Below are 21,279 nucleotides of genomic sequence, written 5' to 3' on the forward strand. Positions count from 1 at the left end.
ATTTAATACTAGTCACACTTTACTGGGGCTGGAGCAAAACAAAAGGAAAGAATGGCTATAAGATATATTAAAAAGGCTTATGCCCTGATGGAATAAAAAAATAAATATGTATAATAAAAGAGCAGTTAAGGCCCGCCCAGAGTTGATGTGTCTGATCAGGCCTCAGCGTGTCTGGATCACAGCAGCCAGGCGTAGCTAAACTTGGCAAAAAACGTCTTGTTGTCTTTGCTGATTTTACTCAAATCGTCATCCTGATATCCATTGTCTGAATAGCCGGCAAAAAACACGGTCTGTGGGTTCAGCTTATAAGCGTAAAGCAATTGGGTGCTCAGGCGTTTATAGTGACTGTCTACATCATCAATGTAGTTGGCCTGATTACGGCGAATATCCGTTTTAATGAAGGCCAGCCTCAGATAACTGTTAATGTTAAACTGATAAGTGAAGCGCACGTCGCTCAGGTTTGCTGTAAACACTTCCATACCTTCAGCGGTGAGCTTTTGATACGTATGACGAAGTCGGATCTCAAAGTGCTGACCAAGGTAGAAGTCCAGCAAAGGGCGTATGTAACGCTCATCCGCCATGCGATTATTGGCTAAATCAACGCGGTTACCTCTGCGCAGGGTGAGTCCGCTGAAGATGCCGGGTGCGGGCTTACTCTCCAGGTAAATCCATTGCGTGTTTTCGGTAAATAAGTCCGTGTTGCCATCAATGGCCAGGCTGGTTTCGTCATGGCGTAATCCGGTACGCTTACGATGGTCGAAACCAAAATCAATGATACTTTGCAGTGGTCCGCTGATAGCGATATTGCTCTGGACTTCTTTTTCCAGTAACTCACCGTTTTCATTGTGGCTAATATCCCAGTCAGTATACCAGCGTGTGCGGTTCCACCAGGTGTTTTCATCACCATACCAACGGTATTCAAACCCGGTAATAAACTTATTGAAGTCCACTTGCGACAGGAATCCCATGTCGGCGCGTAGCGCAGCATCATAGTTGCGATAGCTGGCAAAGGCTTTCCAGTGCTTGCGGTTATGACGATAGTCCAGCATATAACCCAGGCCTTGATTATCATCTTTTAGCTGGGTGCGCAGTACGCTTTCGTCTATTTCACAGTCTTCCAGTGTTTCGTCATCACAAAGTTCTTTGACCATAGCCGGATCATAGTCAGTTTTTGACGTTAAGATCTGTGCTTTGAACGTATCGTTCGCAGTGGGCTCGTATTTACCGTCCACACTGAACAGCTGATTCTTATAATCATTACTTTGCCGGGTTGTGGTTAGTGCGCCCACAGAGAGTGTCTCGTCGGCATCATAGCGGTAGCGCAGTGCGGCATTTTCACTTTTTTGTTCCAATGAAACGACGCTGGACCCCAGGTTCCCCGGCACCATGACATTGGTAAACTCATCGTTAGTGACAAAAGCTGCATAGGTGTGGCCTTGCTTGCTACCGGTTAGTTTGGCCCCATAATCCGGCGCGGCAATATTACGGGTGTGCAACAGATTAATATGTGAGGAAAAGTAGTCTGCATTGTCGAGGAAGAATGCCCGTTTTTCCGGGAAGAACAAGCTAAAGCTGTTATTAACACTGAGCTGACCATTGTCGGCTTCTACCTGAGAAAAATCCGGGTTGAGCGTCGCATTCAGTGTTGTGTCCGGGGTGATTGCCCATTTGACATCTAGCCCGGGTTCATAGTCGGTGTCGTTTTCCCAGTCCGGGATCGTGCTGCCATCAATGTCTCTGGTTTGCTGGCGGCTGACAACCATAGAGGGGATCACGGCAAGGTTGCTGCTTTGCTGCGCGCCAGAAAATCCGGTGTATGCCGGCATTTGGCAAACCCAGCATTGATTTTCATGGGCGATTTGCATACTGGAAATACGCAGCCTTTCGCTACGTGGGTAAAAGCGCAGGAACTCCATGGCCATGGTTTTCGTGTCCTGGCTGTTATCAAAATTGAGCACACGTAATGGGATCTCTACTTCAACCACATACCCAGACTCATTGATTTGCCCGGCAGAATCCCAAATACCATTCCAGGAATCATCCTCGCTGCCACTGAGTACATTTTCTATCGAATCTTGCTGTACACCCAGCGGATTAATGAAGAATTGATAAGCACTGCGACCTGTGTTGAAGGAGTCTATTTTTATGCCCACCAGATCGTCGTTCCAGTTGCGGTCCCTGTCACGGAAAAATGCCCTGATCTGACTGGGATCTGGGTCTTTGGCATCAAATGCCAGAAACAGTGACTGGCCATTTTCGAACACACGTACGCTGGTTTGCACCGGGCTGGGTGTATTTTCGTACGGCCAGGTGACATTATTAATGGCAATCACTTTGGCTTGTTGCCAGATGCTCTCTTCTAGTTTCCCGTCGATGGTTACACTGGCGTTGATATGAGGAATAGCAGGCTCCGCTGCAAAGGCGGTGGCACTGAACCACAAAGAGGGAACAGCGAAGCACAGAGAACTTAAAACTTTATTTAACATTATTAGAGGGTTCGATAGCACAACTTTGATGGTGCATTAAATAACAGAGATACAGTGTGAACAATTGTTTATCGTTTAATAGCAAACTAGCGGGGTTAAGTGGTGTTTTATTTCTATTTTGTGAACAGTTAGTCAACTCGTATCGCACAACTATGTACCTGCATTGTCATTCCATGGTAAAAAGGCGCATCTGTTTTTTACTCAGGCGTGTTGTATGTCTCTTATTTTAAAACTTGTCGCTGGTATTTTCGCCGGTGTCCTGGCGGGCTTTTATCTGCCAATGCTGATGGTCGAACTGCTGTACACTGTAAAAGTGATTATTGGTCAGCTTATTTCCTTTACTATTCCGCTTATTATTTTGTTCTATATCGCGTCAGGTATTGCCGGCTTGCCGAAGGCATCAGGGCATTTACTTGGTAAAACAGTTGGCTTTGCCTACGGTTCTACTGTGATTGCAGGTACTTTGGCGGTGGTGCTGGTCAGTATGGTTGTGCCTATGTTTGATGGCAGTGTGGCTTATCAGGCCACAGAAGCAACAGAAATTGAGAGCCTTATTAAGCTTGAAGTACCGCCTCTGATGGGCGTGATGACAGCACTGGCGACTGCTTTTGTGTTTGGTATTGGGATCAGTCAGCTTCATCTGACGCAATTAAAGCAAGTTGTGGATCAGGGGCGTGATGTCATTGATGCATTACTTGCTAAGGTCATTATTCCTGCCTTGCCATTTTATATCGCTGGTGTGTTTGCAGAGATGGCGGTTGCGGGCACGGTGGCTGATACCCTGAGTACATTTGGCGTGGTGTTGCTTGCTGCAGTTGCAATGCACTGGCTGTGGTTGGCATTTTTGTATATTACTTCAGGTGTGTTGCTAAAGCGTAACCCCGTTGAATTGATTAAAAATATGCTGCCGGCTTATTTTACTGCAATCGGTACTATGTCCAGTGCAGCGACGATCCCGGTTTCCCTGCGAGCCAGCAAATCGAATAAAGTGAAAGAAGAGGTTGCTAACTTTACCGTACCTTTATGTGCAACTATCCACCTGTCTGGTTCTACAATTACCATCGTCACCTGTACTATGGCGGTGATGCTGCTGTCTCCGACGATGGCTTTGCCTTCGCTGGCTGAGATGCTGCCTTTCATCTTTATGCTGGGTATCGTCATGATTGCTGCACCGGGTGCGCCGGGTGGGGCGGTTATGTCTGCCCTTGGGTTACTCAGTACCATGCTGGGCTTCGATGAAAGCGCTGTTGCGCTAATGATCGCTTTGTATCTGGCACAGGACAGTTTCGGTACCGCTTGTAATGTAACGGGTGATGGTGTGATTGCTTTGTGGGTAGACCGTTTTTCGGAGCAAGATCTAAAATTGCACGGTAATTCTTAGTCTTACTATCATACTAAAGGCTGTTTTTACCTTAATTAGAAACTGGAATTGATTATGCTTTGCAATTTTCTGTGTTACTCTTGCAGAGCATAATCGCGTGCGGTCTGTGTGCAATAATGTGTGCATAATGCATTCATTATCAGACGATTATATAAATGACATTTGGCAGTTATTGCCATTACCAAGGCTAGTGTGAGGGTGACCCGTTGATTAACGTACTTTTAGTTGATGATCATGAACTTGTCAGAACCGGTATAAAGCGCATTCTGGATGACGTGCGCGGGTTTAAAGTGGTCGGAGAGGCTAAAACGGGTGAAGAGGCGGTCAGCTACTGTCGCCAAAGTGAACCTGATATCGTGCTAATGGATATGAATATGCCAGGTATTGGCGGTCTGGAAGCAACAAAGAAAATTTGTCGTTACTGCCCGGACGTGAAAGTGATTGTACTGACTGTGCATTGTGAAGATCCGTTTCCCAGCAAGGTCATGCAGATTGGTGCGCACGGTTATTTAACCAAAAGTGCAGGTCCGGATGAAATGATCAACGCGATCCGAGCTGTCAATGCGGGCCAGCGTTATATCGCCCCTGAGATTGCGCAGCAAATCGCGCTGGCGCAATTTAGTGGCAAAGTAGATGAAAACCCGTTTCAGTCTTTATCTGATCGCGAACTTCAAATCATGCTAATGATCACCAAAGGTGAAAAAGCGCAGGACATTGCGGACAGGCTCAACCTGAGCTCTAAAACGGTGAATAGCTATCGCTATCGTATGTTCGAGAAGCTGAACGTCAGTGGCGATGTTGAGCTAACACATCTGGCCATTCGCCATAAAATGATTGATATAGACAGCTCTCACTAAGTGAGTCAGTTGTTCTAAGTAAGAGACAAGTCTCAACCATGGCAGTGTTTGATAGTCAGGCGTTTCTCAGAACGCTGACCACGGAACCTGGTGTGTATCGTATGTATGACGAAGACCACCAGGTTATTTATGTCGGTAAAGCTAAAAACCTCAAAAAACGCGTCAGCAGCTACTTTCGCAGCAATATTCCAGATGCCAAGACTCGGGTCCTTGTGAGTAATATTCGTCATATCGAAGTGACCTTGACGAATACAGAGACCGAAGCATTATTGCTGGAAAATAACCTGATCAAAAAATATCAGCCCAGGTACAATATTCTCCTGCGCGATGACAAATCCTATCCATATATTTTACTGACCGATCATCGTCACCCTAGGCTTGCCTTTCATCGTGGCTCCAGAAAGAAAAAAGGCGAGTACTTTGGCCCTTTTCCCAGCAGTGCCGCAGTATCCGAAAGCTTACGTCTGATGCAGAAGATTTTTCCCGTCAGACAATGTGAAGATGCTTACTACCGGGCGCGCAGTCGTCCTTGTTTACAACATCAACTAAAGCGTTGTTCTGCGCCTTGCGTGGCAAAAGTCAGTGATGATGACTATGCTGAGCAGGTTGACATGGTGCGTCAGTTTCTTAGTGGTAAGTCACACCAGGTGATTGCTACTTTGGTCGGTAAAATGGAACAGGCGAGCATGGAACTCAACTTTGAAGCGGCAGCTAAGTATCGGGATCAAATTGCATTGTTACGGCAAATGCAGGAGCAGCAATCTGTGGCCGGTAACTTTGCCGAAATGGATGTGATAGGCTTTGCTCAATTGAATGGCTTATGTGCGGTTCATATGCTGATGATCCGGGAACATAAAGTTTTGGGGTCCAAAACGTTTTTCCCTAAAGTACCTAAAGACTCAGGGCGTGAAGAAATTCTAACCAGTTTTGTCGGCCAATATTACGTTTCCACGGGGAGTCACGGCCGGATTGCTAAAGACATTGTATTGCCGTTTGAGATTGCTGAGTTGGACGATTTGACCGCAGCGCTCACCCAGGTTGCCGAGCGTAAAGTACAATTGCGGGTAAACGTACGAGCCGAGCGTGCACAATATCTGGAACTGGCCAATAAAAATGCCCTAAACAGCATTATGGTCAAGCAAAATGCGCAGGATTCTATCGACAAACGATATGCCAGATTAAAAGCCGCGCTTGGCCTGTCGGATATCAATCGTATGGAATGTTTTGATATCAGTCATACCATGGGTGAAAACACCGTGGCATCCTGTGTGGTATTTGACGGTCAGGGGCCTAATAATCGTGAATATCGTCGCTATAATGTGACCGGGATTACACCGGGAGATGACTATGCGGCCATGGCGTTTGCACTGAACAAGCGCTACGGTAAAGTAACCGATCCTGATAAAGTGCCTGATATCATTTTCATTGACGGTGGTAAAGGCCAGCTCTCTAGAGCAGAATCTTTCTTCGAATCCTGGACGTTGGATAAGTTGCCTATGTTGATCGGCGTTGCGAAGGGCACCAGTCGTAAGCCCGGTTTGGAAACCTTACTCATCGATGGCGGCCGCAAAACCATTAACCTGGACAGCGACTCACCAGCATTGCATCTGATCCAGCATATCCGCGATGAATCTCATCGTTTTGCTATTGCGGGACACAGAAGCAAGCGTCAGAAACAACGTACTCAATCGGTTCTGGAAGAAATAGAAGGCGTTGGCCTGAAGCGACGCCAGGCACTACTTAAATACCTTGGAGGAATGCAGGGCGTAAAAGCCGCCAATATACAACAACTAAAACAAGTGCCCGGGATCAGCCCTCAGCTGGCTGAAAAGATATTTAACCATTTGCATGACAAAGCTTAAGCGTTCATGCGAACATAGTAAAAAAGAGTCTCTCTTAGTAGTTATGTGGAACATTCCAAACACGCTCACAACATTTAGGTTGTTACTTATTCCTGTTTTTGCAGTGATCTTTTACTTGCCTTATTCATGGGCTTTTTTTGCTGCCGCTTTTATCTTTTGGCTGGCATCAGTGACTGACATTCTCGATGGTTATCTGGCACGTAAGCTGGAGCAATCAACCCCATTTGGCGCTTTTCTGGATCCTGTGGCTGACAAAGTGATGGTCAGTGTGGCACTGGTCGTATTAGCAACGCATTATCAGAACATGTTTATGACGGTAGCCACCATTGTCATAATTAGTCGTGAAATTGTTATCTCTGCTTTGAGAGAATGGATGGCAGAGCAGGGCAAGCGAGGTCATGTGGCTGTATCTTCTTTAGGTAAGTTTAAAACGGCAGCACAAATGTTGGCCATTATTGGTCTGATCTGGCAGTTTGCTCCCTGGATGGTGACATTGAGTTATGCATTGTTAGCCATTGCAACTTTGCTAACTGTGGTGTCTATGGTGCAATATTTCTATGCTGCCCGTACGGAATTGATTAAATCTTAGTAAAGGTTGGCTGAATACGAAGCGTTTTAGATAAAAAATAAGCAAACGATTAAAAAGCTTCATTTTTTATGTTGACGCCTCCCGGAACTTCTGTAGAATGCGTCCGTGTTGAGAGGCAACAGCCTAACAAAAAGAGAAGTTCAAAACGCTTCAATTTACTGAAAGTATTGAACTTGTACGGAACGCGAGTATAACTCAGCTGGATTAAAGAATAGACGCAACCTTGCATCTTACCTATTCACTAAGTTAAAAAGCTTCTGGAGTGCGAGTATAGCTCAGCTGGTAGAGCGCAACCTTGCCAAGGTTGAGGTCACGAGTTCGAACCTCGTTACTCGCTCCAAATTCTCTTTTCTGACTTAGTCAGGTTAGTGCGGCGGAATGGCAGAGTGGCCATGCAGCGGATTGCAAATCCGTCTACCTCGGTTCGACTCCGGGTTCCGCCTCCATTTCTCAACAAACTCCACATGCGAAAGCAGCCCGATGCCCGGGTGGTGGAATTGGTAGACACAAGGGATTTAAAATCCCTCGCTGGTAACAGCGTGCCGGTTCAAGTCCGGCCCCGGGCACCATTGTTTAAAGCAATATGGAACGCGAGTATAGCTCAGCTGGTAGAGCGCAACCTTGCCAAGGTTGAGGTCACGAGTTCGAACCTCGTTACTCGCTCCAATTTAAACAATGAATGCTCTAGCAAACCCGATGCCCGGGTGGTGGAATTGGTAGACACAAGGGATTTAAAATCCCTCGCTGGTAACAGCGTGCCGGTTCAAGTCCGGCCCCGGGCACCATCGTTACTCACAGCTTAATCGCTTGATATGACAGTAAGATTAAGTTAAAGTAGCGAAAGTAAAATGTGTTTTTATTTTCTATAAAACACAATATGGAAGGCGAGTATAGCTCAGCTGGATGAAGAAAAAGACGCAACCTTGCTTCTTACATTTATCCACTAAGTTAAAAAGCAATATGGAACGCGAGTATAGCTCAGCTGGTAGAGCGCAACCTTGCCAAGGTTGAGGTCACGAGTTCGAACCTCGTTACTCGCTCCAATCTTTCTGATACACTAAGTATCAATACAATGCGGCGGAATGGCAGAGTGGCCATGCAGCGGATTGCAAATCCGTCTACCTCGGTTCGACTCCGGGTTCCGCCTCCATTCCCTTATCAATTATTCTTAATTCGTTATTTCCAATAACCAGACATAAATCACCGGCACATCATTTTTGTACTGAATTTTTAGGTCAATCAACTCACCGCTGACATGTTCGTTAATGGTAAACTCGCTGCTTTCGAGCAGGTAATGGCCTTTGTGTTGTGTTACTTCAACCTGTGTCTCTATCGTGATCCCTTTGTTCTTTGCAAGCTCGATCAACGCATCCTGAATGGCGAGTCTGATGGCTGTGCTGAGCAGGTTATCTGAGGTCATAGTGCCATCTTCACCAAAGGCCCCCAATACAAGCTTGCCCTGTTGCGTCATGTCGTTAATATCTGGCAGCACTGGCGCATTGAGTACAGCCTGGTCTACGGGCTTATACTGGCCTATCAGCGTTGAGCCATACTGACAGCTTTGATGTAAAGCCAGGTGCGTGGGCGTGCCCAGGGCATCGACTTCACCGCTGCGATTGTAGTTCACTTCATGATGTACGTTACCTTCATCACGGCTGACAGCCCGCTGTTTTAGGTATTCTGTGGCATTGACCTGGGCCTGTGTCAGAAAACTCGCGACGGTCATTGCGTTACGCTCACTCATCTGGAGCTGCTCATGCGGCGATGCGGTATAGTAACTGACACCCAGGACCTGTCTGTGTGTATCATTGTCGCACAGCCAGGCAGGCTTACACTGGACAAAATCGCATTGGCGAACAGCACAGGAGGCACTGGTTTTCAACGGCTCAAAGCTGACGTAACTGTATTGTGTATCTTCGGTGTTAAAGGGCGTTGAGTAATAAACAGTGTGGCCTGAGGATAATATCTGAGTAGATTGATCATGTGTGACGTTTTGCATGTCACGGCGCTGTAATTTGATATTGTGATAGGTCGCGAGTTTCTTCAGTGCCCGGGTGCGGCTGGCCAGCTCCGAGCCATTAGGGATAGCACTAAATGGAGCTGCGGTGCCAACAAAGCCAAGTTGATTGGCTTGTTTTGGAGACTGAACCCAGCAAGGCAAGGTGCTTACTTTCGGAGCTTGAGGTATCTGAGAGCGCGTTTTACAGCCACTGAGTATCAGGGTGCCAAGCAGCAGGCTACAAAGCAGAGGTGAGTGAACAGTCATTCCTTGTCCTATTTCAGTTAGTGGGTGTTTTCCCTTAAAGGTAAATCGAATTCTACCATCAGGCCACCTTTTTCTCGGTTGCGCAACCTTAACTGACCCTGGTGGGCCGTGATGATGTCATGACACAGGCTTAAACCCAGCCCGGTTCCCTGTGCTTTGGTTGAGTAAAAAGGCTGCAGTGCCTGATGTAAATTACCAGGCAGGATCCCAGAGCCTCGATCCACAACGGCAAACCTCAGGCGGGTTTGGGATTGGACTACTCTCACGGAGATATCGGCCCTGTCACTCCCTGATTCATGGGCATTTTTGAGCAAATTCAGTAAAACCTGTTCAACTTGCGCAACATCGAAGTAGCCGGTGTCCGCAGGGACCGTTCCCAGCAAAGTAAAAGGGTACAGAGCCTGCAGACGTTCGAGTAGCGGTGCAATCGCATGAGCAGCGCAACTGGGCGCAGGCAAGCGCGCATATTCGGCATAACGCTGAATAAATTCGCTGAGATTATGAGCGCGTTGTGACACGGTATCCAGCATGTCTGGGAGCAGCTCAAGGTGCTTGTGCTGGTTTAACATGGTTTGTGCCGAGCTGGTCAGTGACTGGATCGGTGCCAGCGAGTTATTTAATTCATGGCTGATCAGACGAATGGCATTTTTCCATAGCATGATCTCTTCGCGGTTCTGTTCTGCAGAGACGTTTTTGCAAATGATCAGGCTATGTGGTTGGTAATTCAACGTGACAGGTTCCACTCCGAGATAATAGGTATGTTTTTGTTCTTGTTGCTCGAAACTCAGCATCCCTGTATATCCGCTATTGAGTGCCTGAGCTAGCGCTGCCGGTAAGGTATCGCACGCGACTTCCAGTGAGCTGCCTGTGAGCGCACCTGGTTGTTTGTGCAACAACTGCCGAGCAGCGGCATTGTGATAAACAATGTGATGCTGTTTATCAAGTAACAAGGTCGCCATAGGGGAGGCCTGCACTATGCTGTCCAGTACCAGTTCTTTTTGATTCAGCTTTTGTTTTTGCTGTTTGAGGTTTGTGGTGAGCTGGTTATATAAGTCAATCAGCCTGGCCAAATCAGGATCCGGAGTCGGTGAAATTCGCAGCGACAGATCACCATCCTTAATACTTTTTATTCCATCTTCCAGCGTGGCCAGTATGCGTTGACGACGTCTGGTATAGTGGCCCAGCAGCAAAAACAACATCATCAATGACACCAACAGGATCACTGAGCAGGCAAAGAACACCGGAACCTGATGGTGCAGCGCAATGGCCAGTGCAATCAGTGCACACGTAAGTACACAGCCACTGCTTAGCAATATTCTGCCTGAAAAAGACCAATGTGAGGACGTGCTCATCGCTTGATCCCGAACTTGTCCATACGGCGGTACATGGCCTGACGACTCAACCCCAGGCTTTTTGCTGCATGGGTGACGTTACCCTGGTGTTTGTCCAGCGCCTGGGTTATATCTTCGATGCTAAATTCGTGATTGACCATGGTTGAGGCCGAAGTGCTCAGGCCCAGATCTGCGGCTTCAATCTGTTTTCCACTGGCAAGCAGCTCTGCCCGACCTATGACATTTTGCAGCTCGCGAACGTTGCCCGGCCAGCTGTAGCGCTTGAGCAAACGCTGGGCGCCCTCACTGAGTACTTTATCTGCGGCCAAAAAGTGTTGGGCAAGTGGAATGATGTCGTCAGGGCGCTCTGCCAGTGGCGGTAAACGTAGTTCAATCATATTGAGCCGATAGTACAAATCTTGTCTGAATGTACCTCGTGCTATGGCCTCATTGAGGTTGGCATTGGTTGCGCTGATCACTCTGACTTTAACCCGCTGGGTTTTACTGCTGCCAACGGCTTCGAACTCGCCGGTTTGCAGCACCCTGAGCAGTTTTTGCTGGCCTGTCAGTGGCAAATTACCAATTTCATCAAGGAACAGAGTGCCCCCATCGGCGGCGGCAAACCGGCCTTCACGACTTTTAGTAGCTCCGGTATATGCGCCACTGACAACACCAAACAGCTCAGCTTCAATCAGTTCAGCAGGCAGTGCACCAGCATTGACGCGGATAAAGGGCTTGTCCCGGTAGGCACTGTTAGCAACCAGGAGTTCTGCAATTTTCTCTTTACCCGCACCGTTGGGACCTGTGATTAACACTTGCGCGTCGGAGTAGGCCACCTGTGTTGCCGTTTCAAGCAGTGACAGCATAGCCAGATCGGCAAAGATCAGACCGCTGAGATCGTAGTGTGCGCTCAGCTTATCTCGTTTGAGCTTGAACTGCTTGTTGCTGCGTGTTTGGGACTGTTGCAGCTGATACATCTCTAGCAGGTTATTGACCGAACTGAGCAATTTATCATCCTGCCAGGGCTTGGCGATATAATCTGCGGCACCATGCTTAATTAACTCCACCGCCATTTCCAGCTGGGCCCAGGCGGTCAGCAGGATAATGGGCAGATCCGGGTTGAGTGTTCGGATCTGGTGGTACAGGGCCTTGCCCTCTTCGCCAGAGGTGGTGTCACTGGTAAAGTTCATATCCTGGATCACTAAGTCGTAATCCTGGGATTGCAGCATTGCCAGCCCTTGTTCAGGCGAACTGGCACCTTCGCAGTCGATGTCATTTATTAAAAAAAGAATCTTGAGCGCTTTTATGACATCTGTATTGTCATCAATGACGAGAATTTTATGTTGCATCGTGTTTTTATCGTTATTGTTGTAAATATGAAAGGGCTTTGCAGCCCTTATTTTAATTGGTTTTGGTAACCCTGGCAGGGGCTATATTAGCGGCTTTACGGACAGGAATATAGACCGCAGCGGCGCTGAGTAGCCAGACTGACAGCGCAACCAGCAGGGCGAGCCAGGGTTCAACCAGGCCTTGTGCGCGTAAATGGGTGACAAAATAATTGTTTAACCACAGGGCCGCGAAACTACCCAATAGAATGCCTGCCAGTGCCAGCAGGGCGTTTTCCATCAGCAGCGCCTTGAGCACAGTATGCTGACTGGCACCCAGTGCACGCAGAATCCCAATGTCTTTTTTACGGATAGAGACCGAAAAGGAAACCAATCCAATAATACCAAATCCGGTCACAACAATGGCGATAACGCTGATCCCTATCATGATGAATGCAAAGGTACTGCGGCCATCCCATAAGCGTTTTTTCGCTCTGGCAGCAAACTCAACCCGCTCTACGATCCGTCCGTGTTGCAGATACAATTGATCTTCAACCTCCTGAAGAATGGCTTCGCTGGTGCCTTTTTTGACTCTGAGTAAGTAGTTTACATCTGTGCTGCCAAAGTGCGCCTGAGGCACTATGGTAGAGTGGTACCAGTGTTGTTCATAAACAGCACCTTCTCCCAGCATCTTATCGGCATACACTCCGACCACCTGGTAGGGGCGACGGGCTCGTTGTAAGTAGATGGTCTGACCCAGCGCACTTTGCTCGCCAAACAGCGTTTTGGCCAGGGCTTCACTGATCAACACCACACTGGCGTAACGATTTTGTGAGGCAGCGGCATAAACAAACTCATTAGGGTAGAAGTCGCGTCCTTGTGTGATGTTTAATCCCAGCGTGGCTACCCCTTGAGAGGTTACGTCAAATTGCGCGTTTTCAAAGCCTGCTTCATCTTCCCGGATGGTTTTATAAACCAGGTTGCTGCCCGCGACGGTGGCCAGTACCAGCTCATTGCTGGCATAGGTCACCTGAGTCACGTCAGGCAAGGCGCTGAGGTTAGTTAAATCCCGTTGGATCATGGCCGATTTATCCACCTGGTTGTCGAATACTTTGGTGTAAACGTTGAGTATCTCCACTTCGTCCAGGTGGGAGGGGATCAGCCAGTTTTTGAGCGTTCCGTAGCTGATAAAACTGGCATTGCCGACAATAGTCACCGCAATGGCAATTTGGATCAGGATCATCAAAGAGATATTGCGGTGCTTGAAGATGATTTTGATTATATGTTTCAAAGACATAGTTTTATCCTCTTAACTGTGCTGCGGGCGCGGTGCGGCTGGCTTTCACTATGGGGTAAAGCCCGGTGGTAAATATCGCCACAAAAATACCCACGGCAGCTTGCAGCGCAAAGGGGATGTCCATGCTGTACATACGGCGTACCTGCTCTGCGTCGGCCAGGTAATCGGCCTGATACAAAGCCAAATGGAACATCGCAATCAAGCCAAACTGTGCCAGCAACAACCCCAGTATAATGGCAGCACTGCTAAGCATACTGAGTTCCAGCAGTTGGATTTTAAGGATATAAAGCTTGTTTGCACCCAGCGCCCGGTACAGAGACACCAGTTTTGCCCGGCTTTGGTTTTTTGCCAGCAGAATCCCAATGGTGTTGATCAAGCAGATAGAAAAGAGCAGGTAGGCGAACTTAAGATAAATTTGCTCCCAGTACAGGTTGTCACTCATTCTGTCATTGAGGCTGGCCAGCTGCGTCAGGTAGTAGGGCTCGACGTGGCTGAAGCGACCCAGCGAGGTCTGTTGCTGTGCATAATTACGTGCCCATAAGGTCAGCTCTGCATGACTATTGTCGAGTTGCATGGGGTCCAGCATTGCCCAGCCATGCAGATACCCACATTCAGCGTTTTTGAGCCCCTGCGCATCTTCGCGACGATAACGTGTTCGTGCGGCTTCTTCCTTAGTTCGGCATGGCATATAGCCAGTGCGAGGCAGGTTGTTAGCATGCGCGTACCCTAATGGTACAACTGCCATATCATTAGCCCGGCCTTGAAAACGCATGTTCTGAAAACGACGCAGATAAGCTGAAATGTCCATGACGCCAACCACTTCTAGCTGACGGTTGTTGATAACCACCTGTTTGCCAACCGAGTTTTCTCCACCGAATAATAAGTCATTGGCTTTTTTATCCAGTACGATCACAGCGTCATCTTGCATCTCCTCGCGCCACGGGGCGCCATAAATAAATGGCACCTGGAGCAATTCAAAATAATTTGCATCAGCAGCAGAGGCCTCCGCGGTAACCGGTCTGACGCTTTTATCCGGCAAGTCAAGTACAAACGAAGTGGTGTAATTAAGTGACAAGCGGATCATTGGGTTTGAATTAAAGGCCTCGGAAACGGCTTCTGCGTCCCGGTAGGTCAGCGGCGGCGAGCGAAACGCCGTACGTCGTTCAAACTCCGGGTCCATAAAGTTAAGGCTGACGTGATATATCCGCTCGGCTCTTTCGTCGATAGGGGAGTGTCCGCTGCGTGTCACTATAGTACCCATAGTTAACAGCAGGGTGATCCCGATAGCCAGATTGAGTACCATTAGCAAGGTCAGTTTGCGTTTTTGTTTCAGCCCGCGCCAGGCCAGTTGCATTAAATCCTTCATCGCAGTCACCTAAGAGATCAGTTCGACCAGTTCATTCTTATTGATATCTCGCAGTTGACCGTCGAGAATTTGAATATTGCGATGTGCCCGCTGTGCCAGCTCATGATCATGGGTAACCATCAGCAAAGTGGTGCCCTGACGGTTTATCTCCTCCAATAGATCCATCACCTGTCTGGCCATCATAGTGTCCAGATTACCGGTTGGCTCATCGGCGAGTAAAAATCGTGGTTTACCCGCAAGCGCCCGGGCAATTGCAACCCGCTGCTGCTGACCACCACTGAGCTGGGCAGGAAAGTGGCTGGCACGACCGCCCAGGCCCACTAATTCCAGACTTTCCTCGATGCGTTGTTTGCGGGCTTTGGCTGACAGACCCCGGAAAATCAGGGGGACCTCGATGTTGTCATAGAGGTTGAGATCGCCAATCAGGTTAAACCCCTGGAAAATAAAGCCAATTTTTTCATTGCGAAGCTGAGACAGCTGTTTATCGCCCAGGGTGCTGACGTCTTCTCCATCCAGCTCATATGTTCCTTGCTCGAAGCTTTCGAGTAATCCGGTGATATTCAGAAAGGTGGTTTTACCTGAGCCTGAAGGGCCCGTAACGGCAATAAACTCACCTTCTTCAACGGTAAAGTTAACGTCTGACAGGGCGTGTGTTTCGACCAGCTCGGTACGGTAGATTTTACTGATATTTTTCATACGTAACATGGGATGTTCCTTTTATTATTATTCGCTGAGGATCACGTGCTGAGATTGCCCGAAAGCTGCCAGACTTGAGATGATGATTGTATCACCAGGTTGCAGCCCCTGGGTAATTTCCACTTCTCGGACACTTTTGACACCCAATGAAATTGGGGTTCTGAGCGCGGAGTTTTGTTCAATTTTGTAGGCAGTGCGGGATGCACCGGTTTCCACAAAGGCACCGCGTTCGACTTTTAATACGTTTTGCTTTTGGGCAATGATGATCTGTGCATTCACTCTTTGGTTCTGACGTAAATTGCCAGGTTGCTCGCTAAAGCGAATACGGCCGCGTACCTGACCTTGTTCAACTTCAGGAGAAATGGCAACTAGGGTTGCGCTGTATTGCTCGTTGTTGATTTGTACGTTAGCGTGCAGACCGATCCCCAGCTCATCCGCCAGATTTTCCGGAATGTAGGCCTCAACTTCCAGCTCATTGAGGTTAACCAGCGACATTAATGGGGTATCGCGTTGCACATGTTGTTTTTGCTGTACATTCAGCGTGCCGACAATACCGGATAAAGGTGAATGCAGTGTCAGTGCCTCAACCTGACGACGCAGTTCTTCGGTGAGGTGACGCTGACGGGTCAAGTTCAGCTCACTACTTTTTAATTCAAAACTCAGGCGTTCCTGCGCCAGTTGCAGACTCGCGATGGCGTGACGCTCGTTAAGTTCAGCGCGCTTGAGGGCCACCTGGGTCTGTTCCAGTTCTTCCTTTGAGATGATTTGTTTTTCAATACTGGTGCGGGCACGGGCCATTTCACTTTGCGCGGCTTCCAGCTCGACTTTGGCCAGTTCCATTTGCTGGGTGTTGTCCAGCTGCTGTTGTTTTATTGCTATTTTCTGGCGACTTACGTCCATCTCCAGACGTGCCAGTGTCGCTTCTTCCTGAAGGAGTTGGTTGCGAAGCTCCGGGCTGTCAATGGTTAGCAGGGCCTGACCTGCTTCAATCTCGTCGCCCGCCTTGACAAACAAAGTGACTGTTCCGGCTGCAATGGCATACAGGGAGGGGCTGTCTGCGGCCATAGTACGGCCTTCAACACGCAGGTCCTGAACCATGTCGCCTCTTACAACGGTAGCGGTACGCAGTGTTTGTAAGGACACCACCTGATCGGCGCTGAGTAGCTGATCAAAACTGCTGTATGAAGCAGTGGCGGCACCGATGAGTCCGACTGCGGCGGCTGCACCTATCCACCAGCGCGGTAATCTGCGCGTTTGTGGGATTGCTTTATCTTGTTGTTTGGTATCTCGGATCATGCCTAGTACGGCTCCTTGTTTACTCGATTACAAGTACTTATTACAAAATTGGTGCCAAAACTTAACCTATTGAAATTATGGGTTTATTTGTTTTTTGTGTTGCGCGCCGTAACAGCAACGGACGGACAGCGGACAGTACGCGGACAGTGGCTGAGTGTCCGGACAGTATGCCACTCACAGGGGGGTTGGTATCTCAGAATGCACTGGCTTTGCCGATTCGATCCTGTACCATGAAGATTATACTAAGTTGCTGTTAAGTAAGTGGTAATGGAGGTGCGATGATCCGGTTAGATGAGATAACGTTCAGACGTCGAGATGGCGCTGGATATCGGAATGTGCTGGACGGCCTGAGCTGGTCGGTATCGGGGGCTGAGCAGGTTGCGCTCACTGGCGACAGTGGCTCTGGCAAAACGACCTTGCTCAACATACTGGCCGGGTTGCTTAGCCCAGACTCCGGCACAGTACATATCAATGAGCAGGCAATACATACCTATAATGTCAAGCAGCTGGCTTTGTATCGTCGTACGATTGGCATGATCTTTCAGCATTACCAGTTACTTAGTCCGCTTAATGTGGCGGATAACATGGCTTTTCAGGCACGCCTCAACGGCCGCGCCATAAGTCACAAAGAAATTACCATAATGGCAGAGCGCCTGGGGCTGGGTGACAAGCTCGATGTTTATCCTGCGCAGTTAAGCGGGGGCGAGCAACAGCGTGTCGGGATTGCCCGAGCCTTGCTTAATCGGCCCAGCGTACTGCTTGCTGATGAGCCCACGGGGAATCTGGACAGCATGCGCAGTCAGGAAGTACTGGAACTGTTGATGACCTTATGTCAGGAGCAAAGGGTAAATTTGATCATGGTTACCCACAGCCGTGCCCTGGCTGCACAGTTGCCCCGTCAGGTGGCGTTACGCGATGGGCGTTTACATGAGTGAACTGAGACTCATCCTGCTGACTTATGCCCAGTATTATCGGCGCCATAGAGGGCTGCTGGTGTTGTTTTTGATCGGTCTGAGTCTGGGCAGCGCCTTGCTCAGTGCTACACTGGGTTTAAACCAGGAAGCCTCAAAGCGCTATCAAACCAGTACGGCGTTATTAGCGCAGCCAGTAAGTCACTTTATTCGTCCGCCATTGGGAAAAACAGGCTTGCCTTTTGCTGTGTGGCAACGGCTTTCTGCGGCTGGGTTTGAGCAGGCTCACCCTGTACTGGAGGGGCGGATCAGGAGTGACGACGACAAGCTGGTCGCCATCCGGGGTATCAATTTATTGCAATGGCAAACGGCTGGTGCTGCAAAGCCGGTATCAGGCGACGCTGCTCAACCTCACAGCGACTCCCCCTTGTTCGACACATTGTTTATGTCACCTGAACTGACGACCAGATTGCAACTTGGAAAGTCTGTATTGCGTTTTGAGGGAGACAGCTATCCGGTCAGCCCATTGGAGGGCACTGGTCACTATGCACTGATGGATATCAGTCTGGCAGACCGATTATTGAAGGCGCAGGGGCAGATCAGCTATTTTGAAGTGACGGGTCTGAATGCGCTTCAGCGACAGCAGCTGGTGGACATGCTTGGCAGTGCCGCACGACTGGAGTCTGCTGAGGCACAAACTTTCGACGCCCTGTCAGGGGCCTTTTTCTTTAACCTACAGGCTCTGGCTTTACTGGGCTATGTGGTGGGCGCATTTTTAAGCCTCAATGCCATTAAACTTGCTTATCAAAGCCGTTTGTCCTTGCAGCAGCAAATGGCCACGCTTGGGTGCCGGCAGAGCCAGTTACTTAAGGCGCTGTGTCTGGAAGTTGCGATATTGAGTGTGCTGGCAGCGACATTGGGTAATCTGCTTGGGGTGCTGATGGCCAATGCCATGATGGGTGACATCAGCACGGTATTGAGCAGTTTTTATCAGTTGGATCGGGCTTTGACAGTGCGCTTGGATGCCGTACTCGTGCTTGTCGGCAGTGTGCTGAACTTGGTGATACTGGCTGGCTTTGTGGTGTTGCAAACGCGTCTCGCGCAGCAATTGGCGAAATGGCTGACCCTGGCGCTACTATCTCTGGCCTGTGTCGGAGGGGGGGTATTATTGCACCTGGCACAGACCAAGTGGCAAGCCTTGTTACTGTGTGTTTGTGTGTTGCTAGTGTTTTTCGCGTTGACACCGCCACTGGTGCGTCTGGTGTTTCAGGTGCGCTGGCCAACCCGGGCGCCGTTGCTCGGCTGGCTCAGGGCCGATAGTCTGACGCAATTACCAGCGCTGCTGAGTTCGGTGTTAGCCATTTTGATGGCAATGGGCGCAGCTATTGGCATGCAGGTGATGGTGGGCAGTTTCAGCAGCGCATTGGATACCCACTTACAAACCCGCCTGAATGCCGATCTATATGTCAGGCCGGATAATCCGACTGCGCAGATGCGTCAGGCTTTGGCAGATATGCAAGCAGTTAAGCAGGTGGGGATTTACTGGTCGGCACAAAGTGAGGTCATGGTGACCAATGAGACGGTGCCTGTGACACTGATGAGCTTCGGTGAAGACTTTCGTTATCATCAGCATCTGACTTTGCTGAACAAACAGCCTCTGGAGGCTGTTCACCTTAACCTGAGCAATGATAGCATCCCTTGTCTTGTCAACGAGCCGGGTATGCGCCGCTATGGCCTGATCGTTGGCAGTCAGCTTGAAGTGAAGCAGGGACCGCACTCTTTTCACTGTCAGATCACCGGTGTATTTTATGATTACGGCGAGCCCGGCATGAGCCTGGTAGTCAGCAATTCAGTCATTGCACAGCAGGCATTTTTGTATGAAGCGGTCGGTTTTATGTTAACGCTTCACGAGGGAGTTGACTCAGAGCAACTGGCGGATGTCATTAGCCAGCGTTGGTCACTGACCGGACACCAGTTGATCCACAATCAAGTGTTTAAGCGTTTTGCAAAGCAATTATTTAGTCAAACTTTTCTGGTAACCCATGCACTGAATCTCTGCATTATGTTGATTGCGTTATTTGGCGTTTGGGTGAGCTTTTTAACGCTTGGACGACAGCAGTTGCAGCCGATGGCCGTATTACAAACGTTAGGGGTGACTCAGGGCCAATTATTGGTGCTGAAACTCTCTCAGGCCGGACTTATTCTCGGTCTGACCTTGTTACTGGCGGTGCCGCTGGGGATCTTGTTGGGCTGGGTATTATTAGCCTATGTGATGCCCATCGCTTTTGGCTGGAGCATGGCAATGGTACTTAGCTGGAGCGATATTTGGGGGTTCTGCGCTGTGGTGCTGTTGTTGGCGTTGGTGGTCAGTGCGATCCCTTTATTAACACTGATCAGGCGCAATGTGGCCGATAATGTCGCACAGTTATAAGGAACCCACTATGCATTGCATCAAATTACATTGGCTTTTATTCCTGCTGATGGTAACGGGGTGTCAGCCTGCTGCGCCTGAAACAGACAATAACAATGTGGCGATGGCGGTGCTCGGTCAGACGCTGGGCACACCCGTGGATGCCGCTCAGACACTGACTTTTCCGCGCGACCACGGTGCCCATCCAGAACAAGGAGTGGAGTGGTGGTATGTTACTGGCAACTTGACGGCACAAGACGGCGCTCAGTTTGGGGTGCAATGGACGTTGTTTCGGATCCGCGACCCGGGGTTTTCGGCCTTTCAGTCTTCTCCCTGGTGGGATGGACAGCTTTACTTTGCCCATTTTGCTATACAAAACGGTCAGACACATCATGCGTTTGAGCGCTATGGCAGAGCCGGGCAGGTTGACGTACAGGCCAGTCCTTTTATCGCCCGTTTGGGTGATTGGCAGCTGGCCAGTCAAGAGGCGTCGTTTTTACCTTTACGATTGCAAAGTAAGGAGGCCGATTTTGGCCTGGATATTACGCTGGCAAACAGCCCACTGGTCTTGCATGGCAAGCAGGGGTACAGTCAGAAAACTCAGCAAGGTCATGCTTCCTTTTACTACAGTTATCCCTTTTTACAAGTGACAGGCACGCTGACCTATGCAGGCAGATCACATGAAGTCTCTGGCCGGGCCTGGTTAGACAGGGAATGGTCATCAGGTCTGATTGATAGTCAGCACGGTGGCTGGGATTGGTTCAGTTTACAAGGCGAGAACCCCGGGCAAGGTGCTTTGATGGCATTTTGTACTCGAGATGCAACACAAGCCTATGCCTATTGCAGTGCCTCAGAGATATCTCCATCTGGCAAGGTTACGGCCTACCCGCACGAGCAGGTCAGTTTAACAGTACTTAACAGGGCGCAAACTCGCAATGTAACGCATCCGATAAGCTGGCAGTTGCAGGTACCAGGCAAAGAAGTCGTGATCATTGATGTATTGCAGCGCGATTCTTTTAATCGCCTGAGTGTACCTTACTGGGAGGGGCGGATACGCAGCCGCGGTGGATTTGTTGCAACGGGTTATGGTGAATTGTTTGGCTATTGAACAATACGTCCTCGCCTTGGCCTCGGCGCATAAAAGTTGAGTAGGTGGGCAATCTTGTGCTCAGGGCTGTGATGATAAAGAGATACAGCTTCAGTATT

General features: G+C 49.1%; 15 protein-coding genes and 7 tRNA genes. 14 read left to right on the plus strand and 8 right to left on the minus strand.

Annotated features, from left to right (window positions below):
* Positions 1 to 176 precede the first annotated feature (176 nt).
* Positions 177 to 2,486 carry a DUF5916 domain-containing protein gene (locus MHN31_RS17310; RefSeq protein WP_239444893.1) on the minus strand — a complete coding sequence of 770 codons (2,310 nt, stop codon included), beginning with the start codon at positions 2,484 to 2,486 and terminating at the stop codon, positions 177 to 179.
* 214 nt (positions 2,487 to 2,700) lie between these two features.
* Here MHN31_RS17310 and MHN31_RS17315 point away from each other — a divergent pair, with 214 nt between their 5' ends.
* The 11 genes from MHN31_RS17315 to MHN31_RS17365 all read left to right on the plus strand — a co-directional run bounded on the left by MHN31_RS17315 (position 2,701) and on the right by MHN31_RS17365 (position 8,325).
* The gene (locus tag MHN31_RS17315) at positions 2,701 to 3,867 is read left to right on the plus strand and encodes a dicarboxylate/amino acid:cation symporter (protein ID WP_194866709.1); all 1,167 of its coding nucleotides are present in this window, start codon (positions 2,701 to 2,703) and stop codon (positions 3,865 to 3,867) included.
* Between the two features lie 206 nt (positions 3,868 to 4,073).
* Positions 4,074 to 4,724 carry a UvrY/SirA/GacA family response regulator transcription factor gene (gene uvrY, locus MHN31_RS17320; protein WP_010385932.1) on the plus strand — a complete coding sequence of 217 codons (651 nt, stop codon included), beginning with the start codon at positions 4,074 to 4,076 and terminating at the stop codon, positions 4,722 to 4,724.
* Positions 4,725 to 4,762: 38 nt separating this feature from the next.
* Positions 4,763 to 6,586 carry an excinuclease ABC subunit UvrC gene (uvrC, locus tag MHN31_RS17325; protein WP_239444894.1) on the plus strand — a complete coding sequence of 608 codons (1,824 nt, stop codon included), beginning with the start codon at positions 4,763 to 4,765 and terminating at the stop codon, positions 6,584 to 6,586.
* Between the two features lie 43 nt (positions 6,587 to 6,629).
* Positions 6,630 to 7,175, plus strand: coding sequence for a CDP-diacylglycerol--glycerol-3-phosphate 3-phosphatidyltransferase (gene pgsA / locus MHN31_RS17330; RefSeq protein ID WP_125563265.1), 546 nt, complete (start codon positions 6,630 to 6,632; stop codon positions 7,173 to 7,175).
* Between the two features lie 264 nt (positions 7,176 to 7,439).
* Positions 7,440 to 7,515 (plus strand) — tRNA-Gly (locus MHN31_RS17335).
* A 32-nt stretch (positions 7,516 to 7,547) separates the two neighbouring features.
* A tRNA-Cys gene (locus MHN31_RS17340) sits at positions 7,548 to 7,621 on the plus strand.
* Between the two features lie 36 nt (positions 7,622 to 7,657).
* Positions 7,658 to 7,744: transfer RNA gene (locus MHN31_RS17345), tRNA-Leu, on the plus strand.
* Positions 7,745 to 7,765: 21 nt separating this feature from the next.
* A tRNA-Gly gene (locus tag MHN31_RS17350) sits at positions 7,766 to 7,841 on the plus strand.
* A gap of 32 nt (positions 7,842 to 7,873) precedes the next feature.
* Positions 7,874 to 7,960: transfer RNA gene (locus MHN31_RS17355), tRNA-Leu, on the plus strand.
* Positions 7,961 to 8,142: 182 nt separating this feature from the next.
* Positions 8,143 to 8,218, plus strand: a tRNA-Gly gene (locus MHN31_RS17360).
* Positions 8,219 to 8,251: 33 nt separating this feature from the next.
* Positions 8,252 to 8,325, plus strand: a tRNA-Cys gene (locus MHN31_RS17365).
* A gap of 18 nt (positions 8,326 to 8,343) precedes the next feature.
* On the opposite strand, the gene MHN31_RS17370 is transcribed toward MHN31_RS17365, so the two are convergent.
* The 7 genes from MHN31_RS17370 to MHN31_RS17400 are packed head-to-tail and all read right to left on the minus strand — an operon-like array spanning position 8,344 to position 16,752.
* A complete protein-coding gene (locus MHN31_RS17370; protein WP_239444895.1) occupies positions 8,344 to 9,441 on the minus strand; it encodes a hypothetical protein in 1,098 nt (365 codons plus the stop codon).
* Between the two features lie 17 nt (positions 9,442 to 9,458).
* Entirely contained in the window at positions 9,459 to 10,793 is a 1,335-nt protein-coding gene (locus MHN31_RS17375) for an ATP-binding protein (protein WP_239444896.1), read from the minus strand.
* A complete protein-coding gene (locus tag MHN31_RS17380; protein ID WP_239444897.1) occupies positions 10,790 to 12,121 on the minus strand; it encodes a sigma-54 dependent transcriptional regulator in 1,332 nt (443 codons plus the stop codon). Before MHN31_RS17380 ends, MHN31_RS17375 begins: the two co-directional genes overlap by 4 nt.
* Before the next feature lie 52 nt (positions 12,122 to 12,173).
* Entirely contained in the window at positions 12,174 to 13,394 is a 1,221-nt protein-coding gene (locus MHN31_RS17385; RefSeq protein WP_239444898.1) for an FtsX-like permease family protein, read from the minus strand.
* Positions 13,395 to 13,398: 4 nt separating this feature from the next.
* On the minus strand, positions 13,399 to 14,760 hold the full coding sequence (locus tag MHN31_RS17390; protein ID WP_239444899.1) for an ABC transporter permease: 1,362 nt from the start codon (positions 14,758 to 14,760) through the stop codon (positions 13,399 to 13,401).
* Positions 14,761 to 14,769: 9 nt separating this feature from the next.
* Positions 14,770 to 15,465 (minus strand): ABC transporter ATP-binding protein, encoded by a 696-nt coding sequence (locus MHN31_RS17395; protein WP_010385947.1) that lies wholly within the window; start codon positions 15,463 to 15,465, stop codon positions 14,770 to 14,772.
* A gap of 18 nt (positions 15,466 to 15,483) precedes the next feature.
* Positions 15,484 to 16,752, minus strand: coding sequence for an efflux RND transporter periplasmic adaptor subunit (locus MHN31_RS17400; RefSeq protein WP_010385949.1), 1,269 nt, complete (start codon positions 16,750 to 16,752; stop codon positions 15,484 to 15,486).
* Between the two features lie 278 nt (positions 16,753 to 17,030).
* Between MHN31_RS17400 and MHN31_RS17405 the strand changes: the two genes are divergently transcribed.
* The 3 genes from MHN31_RS17405 to MHN31_RS17415 are packed head-to-tail and all read left to right on the plus strand — an operon-like array spanning position 17,031 to position 21,181.
* A complete protein-coding gene (locus MHN31_RS17405; RefSeq protein WP_239444900.1) occupies positions 17,031 to 17,687 on the plus strand; it encodes an ABC transporter ATP-binding protein in 657 nt (218 codons plus the stop codon).
* Positions 17,680 to 20,094: an ABC transporter permease gene (locus MHN31_RS17410; RefSeq protein WP_239444901.1), complete on the plus strand. Its 2,415-nt coding sequence runs from the start codon at positions 17,680 to 17,682 to the stop codon at positions 20,092 to 20,094. The genes MHN31_RS17405 and MHN31_RS17410 overlap by 8 nt, the downstream gene beginning before the upstream one ends.
* Before the next feature lie 10 nt (positions 20,095 to 20,104).
* Positions 20,105 to 21,181, plus strand: coding sequence for a lipocalin-like domain-containing protein (locus MHN31_RS17415; RefSeq protein WP_239444902.1), 1,077 nt, complete (start codon positions 20,105 to 20,107; stop codon positions 21,179 to 21,181).
* Positions 21,182 to 21,279 lie beyond the last annotated feature (98 nt).

This window comes from Pseudoalteromonas sp. McH1-42 (assembly GCF_022347845.1).
Classification (GTDB): domain Bacteria; phylum Pseudomonadota; class Gammaproteobacteria; order Enterobacterales; family Alteromonadaceae; genus Pseudoalteromonas; species Pseudoalteromonas rubra_D.